This window comes from Gemmata obscuriglobus (assembly GCF_008065095.1).
Classification (GTDB): domain Bacteria; phylum Planctomycetota; class Planctomycetia; order Gemmatales; family Gemmataceae; genus Gemmata; species Gemmata obscuriglobus.
Genome location: NZ_CP042911.1, coordinates 7245251 through 7267049, shown reverse-complemented (window position 1 = coordinate 7267049; position 21799 = coordinate 7245251). Strand labels below are relative to the sequence as shown.

The window sequence follows — 21799 nt, the reverse complement described above, 5'->3', positions numbered from 1 at the left end:
TTGACACAGCAGATGAGGCCACAATCGGGGTCAGATCTCTTCCCTGCTCGCAATCTTGTGGTGCGCGAACCCCGCGGCTCCGACTCGTCCACTACCCTAAATCCGAAAATGCAAACGCACCACACCTCGTTGCTCTGGGTGCAGTGCGTCGGCGTGTGGAAAGAGAGAAACCGGGTGCGCAGATGAGTGCTTGGGCGCGATTCGCGCGACATCGGTTCTGCGTTCAGGAACGCTCGGCTTTGGCTCGCGTGGTCACTTTCGGCAGGTCTTTTCGCACGTCAGCCACGGCCTGTTTTCCTGCAAAACCTTGCGGTTTCTCGCGTTTGAAGGAGCGAACCGACCCGTCAGTTTGAGGCTGGTCGCTCTCACTGTGTTTACGCGCCACGTCAAAGCTCCTGCTACTGAAAAAAATACGCTCGGAGCAAAAAAAAAGCATTTCATGTGCCAATTCAACGCACTGAGCCGGCACGTCTGCGCGAAATTGAGTGACTGACGATTTCGTGATTTTTATTAATTTTCTTGTTGCGGCCTAAGATTGGCCGCTTACTATCTCGACTTTGTGAACTGAGCGGCAAAGTAGGTGGACACTCCTACTGCCCGGTCGTAATTCACAGATACCGCGGCGGGCAAGTGGACACATTCACCTTTTCCGTCGCTGTACCTGGACGAGAACGCGAGTTCCCGTCCCCGACTCGCTAGCCCGATGCGCAGGCGTAACGCCCCGTTCGGCTTCCGCTCACCGCGGGTGTCGTGTGCCGGTTGTTTACGCCACATGCGGCGATGAGCCGTTTATTGCTCGGCACAAGTCCCCAGGTCGGAGGTCGATTATGGATCACCCCCCGGCAGCACAGGCAGCCGTCACCGGTAAACGGTCGCCGAACGATTCGTACATCGCCCGCGGCCTCGCCGGCGCGTCGGTCGGACTCGGGTTCTTCTCGGCGTGCATCTTCTTTTGGACGCCGATGACCTCGATTCTCTCGTCGGTCGGGCTGACCCTCGGGCTGATCTCACTCGCCCGCGGGGTGAAGGGCGGCCTCCGCGGCGAGAACTACGCCATGGTCGGCACGCTTTTGTGTGCGACCAGCCTCAGTATCACGGTGACGCTTAACCAGGTTCTGCGGTATGTACAGTGGGACCAGCTCCCGCAACTGCCGTGGTGAGCGGGCTCCGGCCCGCGGTGTGTGGTGACGGTTCCCTTGGTCCGTGAAGGCCAGTACGCGGAAGGCGGTTCGCAATGCCCCAGATCTTTCCCAAGGCGCTGAACCCGATCGCCAAGATGCTCGTCCTGGGCCTGCCGCTGCTGGCCGGCGGCACGGGCGTCGGCGGGGCCGCGTTCTACCGGTCTCAGTACGCGACCGGGGTCGAAGAGATCCGGCCCCAGCCGGTCGCGTTCAGCCACGCGCACCACGTCGGTCAGCTCGGCATCCACTGCGTGTACTGCCACACGTCGGTCGAGAAGGCCGGGTTCGCCAACGTGCCGCCCACCAAGACCTGCATGAACTGCCACCAGCAGATCTGGCAGGGGGCGGACCTGCTGGCCCCGGTCCGCAACAGCTACAAGGAAGACAAGCCGATCGAGTGGCTGCGGGTCCACAACCTGCCGCACTATGCGTACTTCAACCACTCGATCCACGTCGCAAAGGGCGTCGGGTGCCAGTCGTGCCACGGCCGGTTGGACCAGCAGAACCTGACCAAGCAGGAGAGCACCCTGCTAATGGAGTGGTGCATCGCGTGCCACCGCACCCCCGAGAAGAACCTGCGGCCCAAGTCCGAAGTGTTCTCCATGACCTACGACGTGTCGAAGCCGGCGGTGTGGACCGCCGAGGACTTCCCGCCCAACAGCCCGGCGGCCGCCGAGCACGTCGGCAAGCAGCGCCCCACCACGCAAAAGGAAATGGGGCTGTTCCTGAAGGAGCAGTACCACGTGCGGGACGCCGTCACGCTCACCAACTGCTCGATGTGCCACCGGTAATCTCGCCCAGCGGGCGCGGCCGGCGCGGACCAGCGACCGGCAGGGGTTGTGTAAAAGCCGGGACCGGGGAACGCCCCGCCCGACGAGACGAGAACGGCGGCGACGCGCAAGACTCGACCTGAGGGTAGCATGAAACCCGACAGCACGGAAACGCCCGCGGGCCGGCCGGCCGCGCCGACGATGTGGCGCGGAATGGACGAACTCGCGGCCTCGCCGGAGTTCCTGGCCGCGGCGATGAACGAGTTCCCCGAGGGGGCGACCGAACTCGCCGACGAGCCGAGCCGGCGCCGGTTCATGGCGCTGATGGGCGCGTCTGTGGCGCTCGCCACCGGCGCCGGGTGCAACCTGCGCCCGGCGGCCCAGCGCAAGATCGTGCCGTACACCACGCAACCGGACGAACTCACCCCCGGGCTGCCGCTGTACTTCGCCAGCGCGGCGTCGCTGGGCGGTTACGGCCAGGGCGTGCTGGTCCGCAGCAACGAGGGCCGGCCGACCAAGGTCGAGGGGAACCCGGAGCACCCGTCGAGCCTCGGCGGCGCGAGCATCCACACGCTCGCCTCGGTGCTCGACCTGTACGACCCGGATCGCTCCCGCGGGGTCACCCGCCGCGGCGTCCCCGCCGGCTACGACGAGGCGCTCGCCGCGCTCCGCGCGAAGCTGTACCCGAACGGGACCGCGAACGCCGGCCTCAAGCTCCGCATCCTCACCGAAACGGTCACGTCGCCGACCCTGGGGCGGCTCATCGGCAGCCTGCTGAGCACGTTCCCGGCGGCCCGCTGGGTGCAGTACGACGCGGTCGGCAGCGAGAACGCCAAGGCCGGCAGCGCGAAGGCGTTCGGCACCCCGAACAACACCGCCCTGGCCGCGACGTATGACTTCGCCAAGGCCGACGTCGTCCTGTCGCTCGACTCCGATTTCCTGTCCGACGGGCCGGGGCACGTTCGGTACAGCCGCGACTTCGCGGACCGCCGCAAGGTCCGCCAGGACGGCAAGAGCCTTGAAGACATCGCCGCCGGCAAGCGTGCACCCGAAGGGGTGCAGCCCGGCGCGCTGAACCGGCTGTACGTCGTCGAGAGCATGCCGACCAACGCCGGGGCCGTCTCGGACCACCGGCTGCCCCTCAAGGCGTCGCAGCTCGAAGCGTTCGCCCGCGAGTTGGCCAAGGAACTCGGCGTGCCCGGCGCTCCTGCGGGGGCGCTGCCGGCCGACGCGAAGCTCGCGAAGGACTGGATCAAGCCGCTGGCCGCCGACCTGAAGGCCAAGACCGGGAAGAGCGTGGTGGTGGTCGGCGAGCACGCGCCGGCTTCGGTCCACGCCCTGGCGTTCGCGATCAACCAGCACCTCGGCAACATCGGTCAGACGGTGAAGCTGATCCCGACGCCGGAAGTGACCGTCGCGGGCAAAATGAGCGACCTCAAGACGCTCACCAAAGAGTTGGCCGACAAGGCGTTCGACGCGCTGCTCGTCGTCGGCGCCGTGAACCCGGCGCACACGGCCCCGGCGGACTTCGACTTCGCGGCCGCGCTGAAGGCGGCCGGCGAGGACGCTGCGAAACTGACCCTGCACCTCGGCCAGCGCCAGGACGAGACCGGCGTATTGTGCCAGTGGCACATCAACGAGGCGCACTACCTCGAAGCGTGGGGCGACATCCGCGGCCACGACGGGACGGTCGCGGTCCAGCAGCCGCTGATCGCGCCGCTGCACGGCGGCAAGGGCGTGATCGAGTTCTTCGGCGCGATCGTCCCCAGCGCCGCCGACGGGGACGCCAAGCTCGGCGCCCGCGTCTCGGCCGCAACGCAGGACCCCTACGAGGTGGTTCGGGCCACCTGGCGGGCGTGGTACGACGAGAAGAACAAGGGGGCCGCGCCGGGCGGCTTCGAGGTGTTCTGGCAGCAGTCCGTCCGGTCCGGGGTGGTCGCGGGCTCGGCCCCCGCCCCGGTGGCCGCGAAGCTGACCGCCGACTGGGCCGCCGGGGCCGCCGCCCCGGCCCCCGCCGGCGGCGACTACGAGCTGAACATCCGGGCGTGCCCGTCGCTGCACGACGGGCGGTTCGCCAACAACGGCTGGCTCCAGGAACTGCCCAAGCCGCTCACGAAAATCTCGTGGGACAACGCGGCGTTCCTGAGCCCGAAGACCGCCGACAAGCTCGGCGTCTCGACCTCGTTCCACTGGACCGCCGGCGAGCACGGCCGGGCCGAGGTGAACGTCGTCGAGATCGAGGTGGCCGGCCGGAAGATCAAGGCCCCGGTGTGGATCCTCCCCGGGCACGTGGACGACTCGGTCACGATCCACCTCGGGCACGGCCGCGACGGCGCCCGGGCGGGCAGCGTCGCCGGCGTCTACACCGACGCCGCGATCATGGGCTGGGGCAAAGAGGTGAACGTCGACGGCAAGCCCGTCGCCGGGTTCGACGCCTACCCGGTCCGCACCTCGGCCGCCCTCTGGACCGCTAGCGCGAAGGTCACGAAGACCGCCGCCACGTACCTGCTGGCCTGCACCCAGGGCCACTGGTCGATGGCGGAAAAGGACCCGGTTTCCGGCAAGGTCCTCGACCGCAAGCCCGTCCGCAAGGGCACGGTCGAAGAGTACAAGAAGAACCCGGCCTTCGCGAAGATCCCGCCGATGGCGGCCGGCGAGACCGAAGAGATCAACCTGAACCTGCCGCTCCCGAAGGCGAAGGACCCCTCCAAGGACCCGGTGAAGTCGCACCACCCGCACGACGGGCGGCTGCACCCGCTGAACATGTACAAGCCGGCCGAGGGGCTGACGCCGGACCTGAAGGAGGCCCAGCGCCGCCGCTGGGGCATGGCGATCGACCTGAGCGCCTGCACCGGGTGCGGGGCGTGCGTGGTCGCCTGCATCGGCGAGAACAACATCCCGGTGGTCGGCAAGAACCAGGTCACCAAGGGCCGGGAGATGCACTGGATCCGCATCGACCGGTACTACGAGACCACCACCACGCCGGACATGAAGGACGCGTCCGCGAAGGACGCCGCGGCCATCCGCACGTACTTCCAGCCGGTCATGTGCGTGCAGTGCGAGAACGCCCCGTGCGAGATCGTGTGCCCGGTCGGCGCCACGGTCCACAGCAGCGACGGGCTCAACGACATGGCGTACAACCGCTGCGTCGGCACCCGGTACTGCTCGAACAACTGCCCGTACAAGGTGCGGCGGTTCAACTTCCTCACGTTCCAGGACTGGGCCACGGACACCCTGAAGCTCGGGCGCAACCCGGACGTGTCGGTGCGGAGCCGCGGGGTGATGGAGAAGTGCACGTTCTGCGTGCAGCGGATCCGCGGGGCCGAGATCGTCGCGGAGCGCGAGTTCCGGCAGATCCGCGACGGCGAGATCCTGACCGCGTGCCAGTCGGCGTGCCCGTCCGGGGCGATCGTGTTCGGCGACCTCAACGACGCCGAGAGCGCCGTCTCGAAGTGGAAGAACGAGCCCGCCAACTACGGGCTGCTGGCCGAGATCAACACCCGTCCGCGGCTCACGCACATGGCCGCGATCCGTAACCCGAACCCCGCAATGCCGAAGGGGAACTGACGTGGCGACAGCGGAACATCCTCCCGCGCGCTCGACCGAGTTGCCGCTCGAGCCCGAGATGCACGCGCTCGTCAAGAGCGTGTACGACCAGAAGCCGCACGGGCTGGTCTCGGTCGGCAACGCGATCGGCAGCGTGGTCCTCGACGGCCAGCACCCGCGGGGCTGGTGGATCGGGTTCCTGGCCGGCTTCGCGATGCTCCAGATCCTGGCCGTCGCGGTGGCCTGGCTCTTTTACTGGGGCACGGGGGTCTGGGGCCTGAACGTCCCGACCGCCTGGGGCTTCGCGATCGTCAACTTCGTGTGGTGGATCGGCATCGGCCACGCCGGCACGCTGATCTCCGCCGTGCTGCTGCTGCTGCACCAGAAGTGGCGCACGAGCATCAACCGGTTCTCCGAGGCGATGACCATCTTCGCGGTCATGTGCGCGGGCGTGTTCCCGCTGATCCACATGGGCCGCCCGTGGTTCGCCTACTGGATGTACCCGTTCCCGAACGTGGCCGGCGTGTACCCGCAGTTCCGCAGCCCGCTGGCGTGGGACGTGTACGCGGTCACCACGTACTTCACCGTGTCGCTGGTGTTCTGGTACCTCGGGCTGGTGCCGGACCTCGCGGCGCTCCGCGACGACGCCAAGAAGCGGTGGCAGCGGGTCGTGTACGGCCTGCTGGCCCTCGGCTGGCGCGGCTCGGCCATCCACTGGCGGCGGTACGAAAAGGTCTACCTGATCCTCGGCGGCATCAGCACGCCGCTGGTGCTCTCGGTGCACACGGTGGTGTCCTTCGACTTCGCCGTGTCGATCGTGCCGCTGTGGCACGCCACGATCTTCCCGCCGTTCTTCGTCGCCGGGGCCATCTACTCGGGCTTCGCGATGGTGGTGGCGATCGCCATCCCGGTCCGCAAGTGGTACAAGCTCGAGGACTTCTTCACCGACCACCACCTGGACATCTGCGGCAAGGTGATGCTGGCGACCGGGTTCCTGGTCACCTACGGCTACTTCTCCGAGATCTGGATGGCCTGGTACGGCCACAGCCTCTACGAGTGGGGCACCACCCTGGAGCGGGTGTTCGGCCGGTACGGCTGGTCGTACTGGTGCCTGATCGGGTTCAACTGCGTGATCCCGCTGACGCTGCTGTGGTCCAAGCGGGTGCGCCGCAGCGCGTTCTGGCTCGAGGTCAACTGCGTCTGCGTGCTCATCGGGATGTGGTTCGAGCGGTACGTGATCGTGATCACGCTGACCCGCGAGTACCTGCCGAGCGCGTGGGGCCAGTACGCCCCGACGGTCTGGGACTACGCGACCATGATCGGCTCCGTGGGCCTGTTCCTGTTCCTGTTCTTCTTGTTCCTCCGATACCTGCCGATGATCTCGATCACCGAGATGCGCGAGCTCCTGCCCAAGAAGCAGGGCGGCGGCGGCGGCCACTCGATCATGGAGAACGCGCCGTGAGTACGACCGTCACCCCGGGTGCGGCCCACGATCCGGGCCCCGCGCATCACCACCCGGACCCCACCGTGCCCGTGCTGTGGGGCGTCCTGGCCGAGTTCGAGACCGCCGACCAGATGTCGCACGCCACGGCGGCGGTGACCAAGGCGGGCTACACGCACGTGGACGCGTACAGCCCGTACCCGGTCGGCGAGGCCGCGGACGCGCTCAACTTCCCCAAGAGCGAGATGGGGCCGATCATGTTCATCGGTGGGCTCACCGGTGCGTGCGCGGGCTTCATCATGCAGTACTGGGCGAACACGTACGGCTACTCGCTGAACATCGCCGGCCGGCCGTACTTCTCGTGGCCGTCGTTCGTGCCGGTCACGTTCGAGATGATGGTGCTGACCACCGCGCTGTCGGGCTTCTTCGGCCTGATGGCGCTGTGCGGGCTGCCGCGGTTCAACCACCCGCTGTTCAACAGCGCGAAGTTCGACCGGGCCTCGCGGGACCGGTTCTTCGTGTGTATCGAGGCGACGGACCCGCAGTTCGACGCCGCCAAGGCCCGCGAGCTCTTTAACGGCCTCCACCCGCTGTCGGTCGAGGAGGTGATGGAATGACTGCGTCATTCGAAGTTGAAAGTGAAAAGGCAAAAGTCAAAACGAGCAACCGCCGTCGGTTTTGCCTTTTTACTTTTTACTTTTGCCTTTTCGTCGCTGCTGCGGCGGCGGGCGGGTGCCGGCAGAAGATGTCCGACCAGCCGTACTACCGGCCGCTGGAAGAGACCGAGTTCTTCCCGGACAAGCGGGCCAGCCGGCCCATCGAACGCAACACGATCCACCGCGGGCAGTACCTGGAGAGCGACCCGCTCGTGACCGGACTGACCCAGGACGAGTGGAAGCGGGCCTACGAGTACAGCCGCCCCATCGCGAAGCTGGACGCGGTGACGGTTTCCGAAGAGGACCGCAAGACCCGCGCCTTCGGCGCCCCGAGGATCGCCCCGGGCGACGCCACCAAGGTGTTCGTAGACGAGTACCCGTTCCAGATGACCCACGCGGACCTGAAACGCGGCCAGGAGCGGTACACCATCTTCTGCGCGGTGTGCCACGGCCCGTACGGGAACGGTCAGGGCAAGATCTGGGAGCGCGGGTACCTCACGCCGACCTCGTTCCACACCAAAGAGGTGACGGCGGACGAGGTGAAGCTGAAGAACCCGGCCGAGAAGCTGGGGTACTCCCGCGGGTACAAGCTGTGGGGCCACGAGGTGCCGATGACGGACGCCCCGGTCGGCTACTACTTCGAGGTCATCACGAAGGGGTACGGCGGCATGCCGAGCTACTCCGCGCAGATCGACGCGAAGGACCGCTGGCGGATCATCGCCTACGTCCGGCTGCTGCAACTGAGCCAGAGCGCCGAGGCGGCGAAGCTGCCCCCCGAACTTAAGAAGCTGGTCGACGAGGCGGGAGGAAAGAAGTGAGCACGCATCCCGCTGCCCCACACGGCACCGGACACGCCGCGCCGGCGCACACGGACCAGCCCAACTGGTCCGGCTACACCCGCACCGGGGTCATCCTCGCGGTCGTGGGTTGGGCCCTGTTCGCCATCATCGGCTTCCTCAACCTCGGCGCCGCCGAAGGGGCTGAGGCGAAGCAATTCGCGAAGGCGCGGTTCTTCGTCGCGTACCTGTCCGGGTACACCTACTGGCTCAGCCTGCCGATCGGCGCGCTGGCCCTGCTGATGATCCGCTACGTCGCGAAGACATCGTGGGGCCTGCTGCTGACGCGGCCCCTGGAGGCCGCGTCGCGGACACTCCCGCTCCTCGTGCTGTTCTTCCTGCCGATCGCCGCGGCGGTCGCGTTCAAGGACCACACGACGCACGAGGCGCCGCTGTCGCCGTACTGGTGGTCCAACCCGTCCCACGCGCACGACGACCACGGCGCGGACGCGGGGCACGACGGTCACGACCACGCCAAGGCTGACGACCACACGATCAACAAGAACCGCGAGAAGGCCGAGGCCTACGGCAAGCGGATGTTGCAGAAGGCGGTCGAGGTTCAGAAGGCGGCCGAGCGCAAAGAGCGCGAAGAGGGGATCTACGGGTTCACCTCCGTGCCCGGGTTCATGATCACCAGCGCCGTCTGCTTCACGGTGTGGGGCGTTCTGATCTTCTTCCTCAACCGCTGGGGCAAGGAGACCTCCGACGCGACCGACCCGAGCAAGGTGGACGCCGGCCTGGAGAAGCTCAAGAACATCTCCTCGATCGGGCTGGTGGTCTACGCGATCGTCAACACCGCGGCGTGCACGATGTGGGTGATGTCGCTCGAGCCGGGCTGGTCGAGCACCATGTTCCCCGTGATCTTCACGGTGAACACGTTCCTCACCACGTTCGCGTTCTGCCTGGCGCTGTTCCTGCTGATCGCCGACCGGCCCCCGTTCAAGGGGTTCATGCGGCCGAAGTTCCAGCTCGACATGGCCACGCTGATGCTGGTGTTCACCCTGTTCTGGTCGTACACCTCGTTCAGCCAGTTCATGCTGATCTGGATCGGGAACCTGCCCGAAGAGATCCCGTTCTACCTGAAGCGGTCGAACGAGTCCGGGGACCGGTCGTTCTGGTGGTACGTGTCGGCCGCGCTGATCGCGCTGCACTTCGCGCTGCCGTTCCTGCTGCTGCTGTTCCGCGGCATCAAACTGCACCCGAAGCGCCTGCGGGTCGTGGCGCTGTACCTGCTGGTGATCTGTGGCATTGACGTGATCTGGTGGATCGCCCCGAGCGCCCCGCAGAGCAAGTCCCCGGCGTTCCTGATGGACGTCGGCGCGGTGCTGGGCGTGGGCGGGCTGTGGCTGCTGTACTTCGTGTACCAGCTCAAGCAGCGGCCGATTTTCCCGGACAACCAGGCGTTCCTGCTGCCGGAGGGACACGAACATGGCCACTGATCCGCTGCACGGCGGCCCGACCCCGTCGCCGAACCCCGGGGCCGACCCCGTGAACGTACTCGCACCGAAGGCGCCCGGTCAGCCGTCGCACGACGACCACGACACGAGCGGTCCGCCCGCGGCCGAGGTGATCGTCCGCGGGTACGAAGAGGACGTGTACGACGCGAAGACGGTGCTCAGCGTCCCAGCGCTGGTGGTGTTCTTCTTCGTCCTGGCGTTCGGCATCACCACCGCGGTGTTCCTGGTCCTGGCGCCGGCCCGCGTGGACCCGGCGGCGCACCCGCAGGCGCAGGCGCGGAACAAGCCGCCGCTGAACGAGCGGCTCGCCCGCACCGGGCGCGGTAAAGAAATCGATCAGCCGCGGCTCGAACCGCTGAAGCTCCGCGAGGGCGAGTCCCGCGCGATCACGCGGCCCGAACTGAGTGTGAAGGCGGGTAACTCGCCCGAACTGCACCCCGAAGACCTGATCCCGAACAAGGACCAGCACCCGGAACTGTTCGTGAGCGGGAAGGACCGCATCGGCCTCGACAAGACGCTCTCGCTCGGCGACGACGCCCTGAAGGCGCTGTTCAAGTCGTCCGCCCCGCCGATCCCGGCGGACGCTTCCGTCACCGCGGTGACCGGGGCGAACGCGGGCCGCGGGTTCGGCAAGGCCGAAGCGGTGTCGCCGAAGCTGCCCGAAGTGGCGGCCCCGAAGAAGGACGCGCCCGCCCCGCCCAAGGACGCCAAGGGAGGCAAGTCGTGATTCGCGGTTCGCGATTCTCGCCCGTTGCCGTACTCGCGGCTCTCGCGGTTGTGTGCGTGCTGCCGGTGCCGGCTGCGGCCGGTCCCGACGGCGTCGTGCCCGATCACGACCGGCCGCGGAGCAACAAGTACGAGGCGCGGATCGACGAAATGATCGGCGCCCAGGTGCCGCTCGAGGTCGCGTTCCGCGACGAGGGCGACAAACCGGTCACCCTGCGCGAGTGCATCGGCGGCAAGCCCACGATTCTGGTGCCGGTCTACTACCGGTGCCCGATGCTGTGCAGCGAAGTGCTGAACGGCCTGGTAAAGGCTCTTCGCGACATGCGGGAGAAGCACAACTACCTCGTCGGTCAGCAGTTCAACGTCGTCACGGTGAGCATGGACCCGAAGGAGCACGGCGGGCTGGCGACGGAGAAGAAGGCCGCCTACGTGGGCGAGTACGGCGACGAACGGGCCGCGAACGGGTGGCGGTTCCTGACCGGCACCAAGGACGCGGTCCAGGTGCTGCTCGACGGCGTCGGGTATCGGTTCGAGTTCGACAAGATGCTGAAGGAGTACAACCACCCCAGCGCGCTCATCATCCTGTCCCCGGAGGGGAAGGTGACGCGGTACTTCTACGGCATCGGTTACGACAAAGAGTACCCGGTTGAAGGCCCCGAGGTGGTCGGCCCGAACGGTAAGACGACCCAGCCGACGACCACCCTGAGGCTGTCGCTGCTCGAAGCGGCCGACGGGAAGGGCGGGTCCCTCGCCGAACGGGTGCTGATGCTGTGCTACCGGTACGACCGGCTGCACCAGGGGTACTCGCTGAACGTGCTGCGGGTGGTCCAGCTCGGCGGCATCGTGACGCTGGTGCTGGTCGTCGGCGGGGTGTTCCTGGCGCTGAACCGCGAGAAACTGCTCGGCGTGTTCCTCCGCGACGCCGTGCCTTACGTACTGGGCCTGATCGTTATGCCGTTCTTCGGGCTGGTCGCGCTCATTGTCGCGTCGCCCGACGCGGCCCTGAAACTGTCTCCGAAATTGTTGGTGCCGTACTACGTCGTTGCGGGCGGCGCGCTGTACGCCTGGCACCGCTCGCGGGCGCGGCTCGCCGCGGCAGCGCCGGGCGGCTCGAATCCCACACTGCCCCCCGAGGGGACCGCATGAACCTGTTGCCGTTAGTTCCCGAGCGGGCCTCCACGCTGGCGGACCAGTTCGAGTTCCTGTTCTGGTACATGTCCATCACGATGGGCCTGGTGGGGCTCGGCGTGTACGCCGCGCTCGCGTACTTCTGCGTCCGCTACCGCCGCGGGCAGGGGACCGGCTCCACGCCGCGCATCCTCGGCTCCACCCGGCTCGAGCTGACCTGGACGATCATCCCGCTGTTCGTGTTCCTCACCTTCTACGCCTGGGGCGTGATGGTGTACGACCACCACACCCACGCGCCGGCCGACGCCGAAGAGGTGTTCATCATCGGCAAGCAGTGGATGTGGAAGGCCCAGTACGCGAACGGCCAGCGGGTCATCATCGGCGGGAACCCCCGCAACATGACCGAAGCCGAGCGCAACTCGATCGGCAAGCTCGTGCTGCCGATCAACCGCCCGGTGAAGCTGACCCTGACGTCCGAGGACGTGATCCACGACTTCGGGGTGCCCGCGTTCCGCTCGAAGGTGGACGTGCTGCCCGGCCGGTACACGAGCGTGTGGTACCAGCCCACCAAGCTCGGCGAGTACCACATTTACTGCGACCAGTATTGCGGCACGTGGCACTCGCTGATGGTCGGCAAGATCGCGGTGGTGCAGGAGGACGAGTACCGGAAGTTCTTGCAGGGCTACGAGCCGCTGCAGGGCTCCGACAACCCGGTGGACGGGTCGCTCGCCCAGCAGGGCCAGCAGCTCTTCCTCAAGCTCCAGTGCATCAACTGCCACAGCGCCGACGCCAAGGCCCGGGCGCCGGTGCTGGAGGGGCTGTACGGCAGCACCGTCCCGCTCGCCGGGGGCGGCAAAGAGGTCGCCGACGACCACTACATCATCGAGTCGATCCGCCGCCCGCGCCTGAAGCAGGTCGAGGGGTGGGAGAAGATCATGCCGGCGTACGACGAGAGCCAGGTGTCGGCCGACGAGATGAACGCCCTGGTGGCGTACATTCGCAAGCTGGGCCGAGGCCAGACGCCGAAGAACAACCAGCAGTTCCCGCCGCCCGTCGGGGCCCCGACCACGCCGACCGAACGCGGAACGACCTCGCCGGAGAAGAAGTAAATGAGCACCGTCGTAACGCACCGCGGGCCGGCCGCGGCCCCGGTCCCGCCGGAGCCGGCGGAGCAGCCGGTCAACTACCTGAACGTGTCCCACACCATCTGGTCGTGGCTGTTCACCGTCGACCACAAGCGGATCGGGATCCTGTACCTGATCTCGATCTCGGTGTTCTTCGCACTCGGCGGGTTCTTCGCGGCCCTGATCCGCGCGAACCTGGTCACCCCGACCGGGGCGATCATGACCGAGGACGCCTACAACCGGGCGTTCACCGCGCACGGGGTGCTGATGCTGTTCTTCTTCCTCATCCCGGCCGTGCCGGCGGTGATGGGGAACTTCTTCATCCCGCTCATGGTCGGGGCGAAGGACCTGGCGTTCCCGAAGCTGAACATCGCGAGCTGGTACGTGTTCATGATCGGGGCCACGTGCTCCGCGTGGGCCGTGCTCGCGGGCGGCATCGACACCGGCTGGACCCTGTACCCGCCGTACAGCACCCGCGCGGCGCAGTCGGTGGTCATCCCCGGCGTGATGGGCGCGTTCATCTCGGGCTTCAGCTCGATCATGACCGGGCTGAACGTCATGGTGACCGTCCACAAGATGCGGGCGCCCGGCCTGACGTGGGGCCGGCTGCCGCTGTTCGTGTGGTCGCTGTACGCGACCAGCCTGATCCAGCTCCTCGCGACGCCCGTCGTGGCGATCTCGCTGGTGCTGCTCATGGTCGAGCGGGCCTGGGGCATCGGGATCTTCGACCCGAGCATCGGCGGCGACCCGCTGCTGTTCCAGCACCTGTTCTGGTTCTACAGCCACCCGGCCGTGTACATCATGATCCTGCCGGGGATGGGCGTGGTGAGCGAGATCCTCACCTGCTTCAGCCGCAAGAACATCTTCGGGTACCACGCGGTGGCGTGGTCCAGCATGGGCATCGCGGTGGTCGGCTTCCTGCTGTGGGCGCACCACATGTTCGTCGCGGGGATCAGCTTCTACGCGGCGCTGCTGTTCAGCCTGCTCAGCATGCTCGTGGCCGTGCCGTCGGCCATCAAGGTGTTCAACTGGGTGGCGACCCTGTACCGCGGGTCGATCACGTTCCACGCGCCGATGCTGCTGTCGATCGGGTTCCTGGTGCTGTTCACCATCGGCGGGCTCACGGGCCTGTTCCTGGCGACGCTGGGCACCGACATCCACCTGCACGACACCTACTTCGTCGTGGCCCACTTCCACTTCGTGATGGTGGGCGGGATGGTGCTGGCGTACATGGCCGCGGTCCACTTCTGGTGGCCGAAGATGACCGGCCGGATGTACTCCGACTGGTGGAGCCGGGTCGCCTCGATCATCATCATCGTCGGGTTCTTCCTCACGTTCATCCCGCAGTTCGTGATGGGCTACCACGGGATGCCGCGGCGGTACCCGAACTACCCGGCCGAGTTCCAGTTCTACCACGTGATGTCCACCGCGGGCTCCAGCATCCTGGGCCTGGGGTACCTGCTGCCGGCGATCTACCTGCCGCTGTCGCTGTTCTTCGGGAAGAAGGCCGGCGCGAACCCGTGGAGCGCCACGGGGCTGGAGTGGCAGACGCAGAGCCCGCCGACGGTGCACAACTTCGACGCCACGCCGGTCGTGGTGTGCGGGCCGTACGAGTACGCGATCGGCGTTGACCAGATGGGGCGCGGGCTGCCGGAGCCTCCCGGCTCGATCGACGATCCGGCGCATCGGAGCGGCACCACCGGGCCCGAAGGCCCCATGAAGAAGGAGACCGAAGTTGTCGGCTAGCACCCACTCACCGGTGCTCAAGCACCACTTCGAGGATCTCGGCCAGCAGCACGCGTGCGAGCGGCTGGGGATCTGGATGTTCCTGACGACGGAGATCCTGTTCTTCGGCGGGCTGTTCGCGGCGTACACCGTTTACCGGATGTACTATCCGGCGGAGTTCGTGTTCGCGAGCTCGTACCTGAACCGGACCTTCGCGACCGTGAACACCATGCTGCTGATCACCAGCAGCTTGACGATCACGCTGGCGATCCGCTCGGCCAAGCTGGGCGACCGCGCGGCGGTGATCCGGAACCTGCTCATCACCGCGGCGCTGGCGTCCGCGTTCATGGTGGTGAAGGGGTTCGAGTACAACAACGACTTCGAGGAGCGTTACGTCGCCGGGGCGCCGTTCCGGGTCGAGTACGACAAGGCTGTGACCAAGCTCGCTCCGCTGAGCGACGCGGACGCCGCTAAGTTCGTAAAGGACAACCACGCGAACAAGCACCCCGAGATCCAGCACTGGGCGGCGCAACTCGCCCTGCACAACCGCGAGGGCGTGGGCCACGGCGCGCTGGACCCGGGCAAGGTGCAACTGTTCCTGTGCTTCTACTACATCATGACGGGCATCCACGGCATCCACATCATCATCGGGATCGGGTGCATCCTGTGGGTGGCGTGGGAGGCGTGGCGCGGGACCGTGCCGCCGGAGAACTACAGCACCGTCGAGGTGGTGAGCCTCTACTGGCACTTGGTCGACGCGATCTGGCTGTTCCTGATGCCGCTGCTGTACCTGGCCGGCGCCGGGGCGCACCACTAACGCTCCGATGTCGATTGGGGGGACAAGGCTCTGCGCAGTCCCCCCTCCGTAAGCCGCCCAGCAGCGGGACCGCGCAGAGCCTTGTTCCGCCTCACAACACGCACGCGATCCCGACCGGGGTTCTTCAATGTCGCACCCGAACACGTCCGCCGACCCGAGCGACCCGCACGGCATCCGCGCCAGCGCGGACGGCACCGGACTCCTGCTGACCGTTTTCGCCGCCGTGGTGGCGCTCTCGCTCGCGAACATCGGCCTCTCGACCAGCATCGGGCCGGGCAAGTTCACGCTGCCGATGCAGTTGCTGATCGGCACCATCCAGGCCGGCCTGGTGGCATACTACTTCATGCACCTCCGGCACGGCGACAAGGTGGTGATCCTCACCGCGCTGTCCTCGCTGTTCTGGATGGGGATCATGTTCGTCCTGTTCCTGGGCGACTACATGACCCGCCAGTATGTTGTGACCGGCTGACGCCGGAAGGACCGGATTCCGATGACGGCTCGACACACGGGGCGGGGGCGGTTTCGGGTCGCGGCACGTGCCGCGCTGCCCGTGGCGGCCCTCGCCCCGGTGCTTTTAATCGCCCTCACCGCCGGTTGCGGGAAACAACCCGAGTACCCACCGAACTTCACGTTCCCTTCGCGCGCCGACCGGCTCGTGCTGAAACTGCCGGACAAACCCGCGGCGGCGGTCAACGACCCGAATCGTCGCAACGACGAGATCGCCGCTCTTGATTCGTTGGGCGGCAAAACCGCGGACCCGGTCGGGCTCCCGGCTGACGAGCGGGCGAAGGTCGAGGCGTTCCTCAAGACCACGTTCGGCACGCCCGCGGCCCCGACGGTTGTAGCCGAGGGTGAAGCCGTGGCCCGCCTCAAACTGACGGCCGCGCACCTCGCCGAAGGTGGCAAGCTGTTCCGTGCGAAGTGTCAGCAGTGTCACAACCTTGCGGGCGATGGTCGAGGGACATCCAGCGCGACGATCCCGTTCCCCCGAGACTACCGCCAAGGCGTCTTCAAGTTCGTGACGGGCAACGCGAGCGGGAAGCCACGCCGCGCCGATCTCGTTCGCGTGATCACGGACGGGCTCGCGGCCACGCCGATGCCGTCGTTCGCCCGGCTTCATGAGGGCGAGCGGGACCTGTTGGCCGGATACGTTACGTACCTCGCGGTGCGCGGGCAGGTCGAGTTCGAGGGGCTCCGGGCTTTAGCGGAGGGGCGTGCGGACGATCACGCGGCGCGCGTCAAAACCGTGCTCGCAGAGTGGGAGCAGGCCGAAGCGGCGGCGGCACTGCCCGCCGAACCGGACGACGGGGAACCCGGCGCGCCGAAGTATCAGGAGGCGGTTCGGCGCGGGCTCGCGCTGTTCACCGCGAAGGCGGACAATTCGTGCGTGAGCTGCCACGGCGAGTTCGGACGCAAACCGGTTCTGCGATACGAGGTGTGGGGCACGGTTGCCAAGCCGGCGAACCTCACCGACACGACGCTGAAGGCCGGTTCCCGGCCCGAGGACGTGTTCGCCCGCGTTCGGTTCGGCGTCCCGGCCGTTGGGATGCCGGCGCACCCGGAATACACCGACCGGCAGGTGTGGGATCTGGTGCGGCTCGTGCGGTCATTACCGTACCCGGGCAAGCTGCCCGAGGACGTGCGCGGCACCGTCTACCCGAAATAAGAATCACCGCCCGGGGCCGCCCCGCCGGGCCGTGTGCTCAATGCGCTCCCAGGCGTTTCACCGATGACCGATTTCATCCGTCCCGTTCCGCGGTGGTTACACGTATGGGCGGTGCTGGCGGTGCTCGCCACACTCGTCCTGCTCGCCATCGGGCAACTCGTTACCAGCTTCGGCGCGGGCATGGCCGACCCCGTCTGGCCCACTGAGCCGTGGTACGTGTTCCACACCGCAACCGAGGCCGAAAAAGAGCGGTTCCGCAAGGACTACGCGTTCTTCCTGGAGCACTCGCACCGGATCGCGGGCTGGACCATCGGCGGCGTCGTGATCGTGCTGACCGGCGGGCTGTGGTGGACCGAGCCGCGAAAGGTGGCCCGCTGGTGGGCACTCGGCGGCGCGTTCGTGCTGATCGCGGGCTACAGCGAGTTCCACCGCGGATTGCGGACGCAGCACAGCACGCCGGCGGCGGAGGTGACGATCCCGGCCGGTGCGGCCGCGGTCGCGACGATCGGCGCGGCAAACATGGTCGCTGTCGCGGTGTTCGGCCTGTTGGCACGCACCCCCGGTGCGTCCGTTCGCTTACTGGGGAGTTTGTCGCTTGTCGCGGTGATGATTCAGGGACTGCTCGGCGGGTTCCGGGTGAAGCTCAACGAACTGGTGGGCGCCGACCTGGCCGCGTTCCACGGGATCTTCGCGCAGGTGGTGTTGGGGCTGCTCACGGCGGTTGCGGTGCTGACCTCGCGCCAGACTCCCGAGATCGGAACGAGTACGCGCCGGCTCGGGCGGTGGGCTTCGGTGCTGGCGGTCGTTGTGTTCGTGCAGGTCGCGTTCGGGGCCATGGTGCGGCACTACCCGGTGCCGCTGTCGCAGCGGCTGCACTTCGCGACCGCGTTCCTCGCGACGGGCCTCGCGGTGTGGGTGCTGCGGGCTGTACTGGTTGATGTGGCGGCCCTGACACGGGCTCGCGGCGTAACGTGGGTGCTGGCGGCGCTACTGGTGGTACAACTGTATCTCGGAATCGAAGCCTGGCTCGCCAAGTTCGGCGCGTACATGCTGCCGGAGTTGGTCCCGGTCACGCCGGAGGGTGGCGCGATTCGCACGCTCCACGCGCTCGTGGGGAGCGGCGTGTGGGCCGCGGCGCTGGCTCTGGCGCTGCGGCTCGGCGGCCGGCGAACGAGCGAAATTGTACATTGAACTATCACGATTTCGTTGCCCCGGCGCATGCGCACGCCCGGCACAGCGGAATCGGTCAAAACACACTTCCGCGGAGACGCGCGATGATGAAGGTGACGTTGACCGGCGAAGCCGACACGCTGAACCCGCTCGGCAGCGGAGCGGGCGCCGGTGTCGCCGCGCCGAAAGCTCACGCCCCATCACGCCTCGCCGATTACGTCGAACTGACCAAGCCCAAAATCGCGGTGATGGCGCTGTTCACCGTCGGCGCCGGATACCTGCTCGCCGCGGGCGGCAACGCCGAGTGGCGCACGCTGCTCCACACGCTGATCGGCGCCGGCCTGGTCGCGGCCGGCGGCAGCGCGCTGAACCAGCTCTTCGAGCGGCGCATCGACGCCAAGATGCGCCGCACCCGGAAACGGCCCCTCCCGTCGGGGCGGCTGACGCCCGAGGAAGTGGCCGCGGTCGGCGCCGGGCTCGCGGGCGCGGGGCTGGCGTACCTCGCGGCAACTGCGGGCGCTGCGGCGACCGTCGCGGCGGCTCTCACGTTCATCGCTTACGCGTTCGTCTACACACCGATGAAGACGTGGACCGTGTGGAACACGGTCGTGGGCGCTGTTCCCGGTGCGCTGCCGCCCGTGATCGGGTGGTACGCCGCGCAGGGCTGGAGCGGCGGGGCCGAGTGGGAAGGGGCGGCGGCGCTGTTCGCGATCCTGTTCCTGTGGCAACTCCCGCACTTCCTCGCGATCGCCTGGATGTACCGCGCGGACTACGCCGCCGGCGGGCTGAAGATGCTCCCCGGGTCCGACCCGACGGGCAAACTGACGGCGTTCGCGATGGTCGTTACGGCCGCCGCGCTGCTCCCGCTGGCGGTGCTGGTCCCGCTCGCCGGGCTGGGCGGTTGGCTGTTCGGCGTGGGCGCGGTTCTGTTCGCCCTCTCGTTCCTCCGCCGGACCGTCGAGTTCGCCCTCGACCGCACCGACCGCAAGGCCCGTAGGGTGCTGCTCTCGTCGCTGTTCTACCTCCCGGGCGTGTTCGCGCTGCTCATGATCGATGTCCTCCTGGTGAGGTGAATATGACGCGTCGCACCGTGCCGCTCTTCGCACTGGTTCTGGCGGGCTGCGGTTCGCTCTCGTCCCCCAGCCAACCGGCGAAAGAGCCGGACCTCGAGTACCCGGTGGGTGAGTTCGTGCTCACCGAACGCTGCAGCGCCACCGTTACCGACCGCGACCTGCGCGGGAAGGTGTGGATCGGGTCGTTCATCTTCACCCGGTGCAACGGGCCGTGCCCGGCCGTCACTTCGTCCATGCAGCGGCTCCAGACCGAACTCGCCGAAGAACTCCGCGGCGGAAAGCTGAAGCTCGTCACGTTCACGGTGGACCCCGCACGCGACGACCTGAAGGCGCTCAACGAGTACGCCAACGCGCGCAAGGCCGACCCCAATAACTGGCTGTTCCTGACCGGCGATGAGAAGACCATTCACCGACTGCTTCAGGACCAGTTCAAGCAAGCGGTGGAGCGAAAGCTCGGTCCGGACGTGAAAGAGGGCGACGAGTTCGGCCACAGCACGCGGCTCGTGGTGGTGGACCGGGACGGCGTGATCCGGGCGATGTACGAAGGGCTCCCGAACGATGAGTTTCCTGACGGGAAGCAGCGTTTCGAAGCGGGACTCGAGCGATTGAAAGACCGGGTGCGTGAACTGCTGCGCTGAGCGCCGGTGGTGACACTCCCGGAACGCGGGTTGTGTCACGTTCCACAGTGAATCACCGCGATTCCGGTCCTGAAGATTCGCCGGGGGGCGAAGATGTTACCGCTGCTCCTCACCGCCGTCCTCGGCGCCCCGCCGGATCAACCCGAGTTCACCGCGAGCGGCACTGGCGCCGATACCCCGACCGGAAAGCTCGCCGCCATTTCGTTCGCCCTCGGCGCGCAGGTGTCGACCGCCGACGGCCCGAAAACCGTAAAGGGGTTGGTCTCGCTGCGGCAGGTCGGTCGTCCCCTGCCTCCCTTCCCGAACGGTGCGCACCTCGTGACCGCGGTCGGCGACCGCATCCCGGGCACGTTTAGTGGTGGCGATGCGAAGCAGCTCCGCTTCCGCCACGCGACCAGCTCCGATGACTGGCACGTTACGGCGGATATGGTTGCAGCGGTCTGGCTCCGCCCGCCGCCCGCGGACTCGCCTCCCGACCCCGCCAAGTACGCATGGCTCACCGGCCCAGCGCCGCGTGACGCGTTACTGTACCGCAACGGCGATACGGCCCGCGGCTCGATCACCGGGTTTACGGAGCAGGGCGTCAAGTTTACGACGGACGCCGGCGCAGCCCGCGAAGTCCCGTTCGTTGATCTCACGGCGATCGGGTTCAACCCGCGTCTGGTGCGCGCCCGTAAGCCGAAGGGACCGTTCGCGCACCTCGTTCTGACCGACGGAACGAGGCTCGCTGTGTCGGAGGCGGCGGTGAAGGACCGCACACTTGTGTGCAAGGCGGTGTGCGGGCCTGCGTTCGAAGTGAAGCTCGCTCAGATCGTCGCGCTCCACGTGCTGCAGGGAACCGCGACTTACCTTTCAGACCTGAAACCGGCGAAAGCGGACACGGTCGCCTTCTTGGGTACGGCGTGGGACTGGGCGGCCGATCGGTCCGTTCGCGGTCAGCCGTTACGCCTGAGGCTCGGCGACGACGAGAACACGTTCGACAAAGGGCTCGGCACCCACCCGAAAACGGTTCTCACTTACGACCTCGCGGGGAAGTACATACGGTTCGAGTCGCTCGTTGGGCTCGACACGGTCACGGGCAGACGCGGGCGTGCCGATGTCCGCATTCGCGTGGACGGTAAAGAGGTGCCGCTGCCGGAACTGAAGGTACTCACGGCCGGGAACGCGGTTCCGGTGAAGGTGGACGTGCGCGGGGCGAAGGAGTTGACGCTCGTAGTCGACTTCGGCCCCACCGGCGACGTGCAAGCCGACGTGAACTGGGGTGCCGCCCGACTCGTTGCGGAATAGCAGCCGCCCGTAGAATGCGTGACGGGATGAACTTCGCTCGGGGATCCGTTGCCAGCTCGTGGCGAGGACGGCGGGCACGCATGCTCGATGAACTAGTCTGGAGATTTTGACAGGATCGACAGGATAAACAGGATTTCAAATCGACCGGTCTTCATCCCTTGTACTAGGCGGAGCTGCGGGTCTTGGCGGTGCATCGGATAAGCCGGATTGCAACTCGACCGGTCTTCATCCCGTCAATCCTGTTGATCCTGCCAAAATCGGCCTTCGTGAACACGAGGCTCGCCCGGGCAGAAATGCGGCCACGGCCTTTCGCTCATTTCTCACCCGTTCCTTGATGCGATGGCGTTTAGCATTTCTGGAAACGAAGCAAGCCGTCCCGTTTGGGACGGCTTGCTTCGTTTCCAGGGAGATGAAACCCTGGAGCAGAAAACACGTGTAGTTTAGCGCTTCGAGAACTGGGTGCCGCGGCGGGCGCCACGCAGGCCGTACTTCTTACGTTCCTTCATGCGGGCGTCGCGGGTGAGGTAGCCCGAGTCGCGGAGCTTCTTGACCATCCCG

Annotated in this window: 19 protein-coding genes and 1 pseudogene; 19 read left to right on the top strand and 1 reads right to left on the bottom strand. The window is 67.1% G+C overall.

Features of this window, described 5'->3' with window-relative positions; genetic code table 11:
* Positions 1-190: 190 nt before the first annotated feature.
* The 19 genes from GobsT_RS29975 (at position 191) to GobsT_RS29885 (ending at position 21241) form a co-directional block, all read left to right on the top strand.
* Complete coding sequence (locus GobsT_RS29975) at positions 191-493, top strand: hypothetical protein (protein ID WP_148087916.1); 303 nt, start codon at positions 191-193, stop codon at positions 491-493.
* Positions 494-827: 334 nt separating this feature from the next.
* Positions 828-1160: a hypothetical protein gene (locus GobsT_RS29970; protein ID WP_010041484.1), complete on the top strand. Its 333-nt coding sequence runs from the start codon at positions 828-830 to the stop codon at positions 1158-1160.
* Between the two features lie 74 nt (positions 1161-1234).
* Positions 1235-1972: a cytochrome c3 family protein gene (locus tag GobsT_RS29965; RefSeq protein ID WP_010041485.1), complete on the top strand. Its 738-nt coding sequence runs from the start codon at positions 1235-1237 to the stop codon at positions 1970-1972.
* A 129-nt stretch (positions 1973-2101) separates the two neighbouring features.
* Positions 2102-5518, top strand: a complete 3417-nt coding sequence (locus tag GobsT_RS29960) for a TAT-variant-translocated molybdopterin oxidoreductase (RefSeq protein WP_010041487.1) — start codon at positions 2102-2104, stop codon at positions 5516-5518.
* Position 5519: 1 nt separating this feature from the next.
* Positions 5520-6959 (top strand): NrfD/PsrC family molybdoenzyme membrane anchor subunit, encoded by a 1440-nt coding sequence (gene nrfD / locus GobsT_RS29955; protein WP_232068430.1) that lies wholly within the window; start codon positions 5520-5522, stop codon positions 6957-6959.
* A complete protein-coding gene (locus GobsT_RS29950; protein ID WP_010041491.1) occupies positions 6956-7555 on the top strand; it encodes a DUF3341 domain-containing protein in 600 nt (199 codons plus the stop codon). The genes nrfD and GobsT_RS29950 overlap by 4 nt, the downstream gene beginning before the upstream one ends.
* 128 nt (positions 7556-7683) lie before the next feature.
* The gene (locus GobsT_RS29945; RefSeq protein WP_029600958.1) at positions 7684-8412 is read left to right on the top strand and encodes a c-type cytochrome; all 729 of its coding nucleotides are present in this window, start codon (positions 7684-7686) and stop codon (positions 8410-8412) included.
* Complete coding sequence (locus GobsT_RS29940) at positions 8409-9869, top strand: hypothetical protein (protein WP_010041496.1); 1461 nt, start codon at positions 8409-8411, stop codon at positions 9867-9869. Before GobsT_RS29945 ends, GobsT_RS29940 begins: the two co-directional genes overlap by 4 nt.
* Complete coding sequence (locus GobsT_RS29935; protein ID WP_010041498.1) at positions 9859-10614, top strand: hypothetical protein; 756 nt, start codon at positions 9859-9861, stop codon at positions 10612-10614. Before GobsT_RS29940 ends, GobsT_RS29935 begins: the two co-directional genes overlap by 11 nt.
* A complete protein-coding gene (locus GobsT_RS29930) occupies positions 10611-11759 on the top strand; it encodes an SCO family protein (RefSeq protein ID WP_010041500.1) in 1149 nt (382 codons plus the stop codon). The genes GobsT_RS29935 and GobsT_RS29930 overlap by 4 nt, the downstream gene beginning before the upstream one ends.
* Positions 11756-12850, top strand: a complete 1095-nt coding sequence (gene coxB, locus GobsT_RS29925; protein WP_010041506.1) for a cytochrome c oxidase subunit II — start codon at positions 11756-11758, stop codon at positions 12848-12850. The genes GobsT_RS29930 and coxB overlap by 4 nt, the downstream gene beginning before the upstream one ends.
* The gene (locus GobsT_RS29920) at positions 12851-14611 is read left to right on the top strand and encodes a cytochrome c oxidase subunit I (protein WP_010041509.1); all 1761 of its coding nucleotides are present in this window, start codon (positions 12851-12853) and stop codon (positions 14609-14611) included. It abuts the gene before it with no gap.
* Positions 14601-15407, top strand: a complete 807-nt coding sequence (locus GobsT_RS38275) for a cytochrome c oxidase subunit 3 (protein WP_162542122.1) — start codon at positions 14601-14603, stop codon at positions 15405-15407. Before GobsT_RS29920 ends, GobsT_RS38275 begins: the two co-directional genes overlap by 11 nt.
* A gap of 127 nt (positions 15408-15534) precedes the next feature.
* Positions 15535-15876: a cytochrome C oxidase subunit IV family protein gene (locus tag GobsT_RS29910; protein ID WP_010041513.1), complete on the top strand. Its 342-nt coding sequence runs from the start codon at positions 15535-15537 to the stop codon at positions 15874-15876.
* 21 nt (positions 15877-15897) lie between these two features.
* Entirely contained in the window at positions 15898-17073 is a 1176-nt protein-coding gene (locus tag GobsT_RS29905; protein ID WP_010041514.1) for a c-type cytochrome, read from the top strand.
* Between the two features lie 63 nt (positions 17074-17136).
* Positions 17137-18264, top strand: a complete 1128-nt coding sequence (locus tag GobsT_RS29900; protein ID WP_010041515.1) for a COX15/CtaA family protein — start codon at positions 17137-17139, stop codon at positions 18262-18264.
* Positions 18265-18347: 83 nt separating this feature from the next.
* Positions 18348-19316: a heme o synthase gene (cyoE, locus tag GobsT_RS29895; RefSeq protein WP_010041518.1), complete on the top strand. Its 969-nt coding sequence runs from the start codon at positions 18348-18350 to the stop codon at positions 19314-19316.
* 2 nt (positions 19317-19318) lie between these two features.
* A complete protein-coding gene (locus GobsT_RS29890) occupies positions 19319-19954 on the top strand; it encodes an SCO family protein (protein ID WP_010041522.1) in 636 nt (211 codons plus the stop codon).
* A gap of 93 nt (positions 19955-20047) precedes the next feature.
* Positions 20048-21241 (top strand): NPCBM/NEW2 domain-containing protein, encoded by a 1194-nt coding sequence (locus GobsT_RS29885; RefSeq protein WP_010041523.1) that lies wholly within the window; start codon positions 20048-20050, stop codon positions 21239-21241.
* Positions 21242-21681: 440 nt separating this feature from the next.
* Here the strand turns inward: GobsT_RS29885 and rpsI are convergent.
* Positions 21682-21789, bottom strand: a pseudogene (rpsI, locus tag GobsT_RS40065) (30S ribosomal protein S9); the annotation flags it as partial.
* Between the last annotated feature and the right edge of the window lie 10 nt (positions 21790-21799).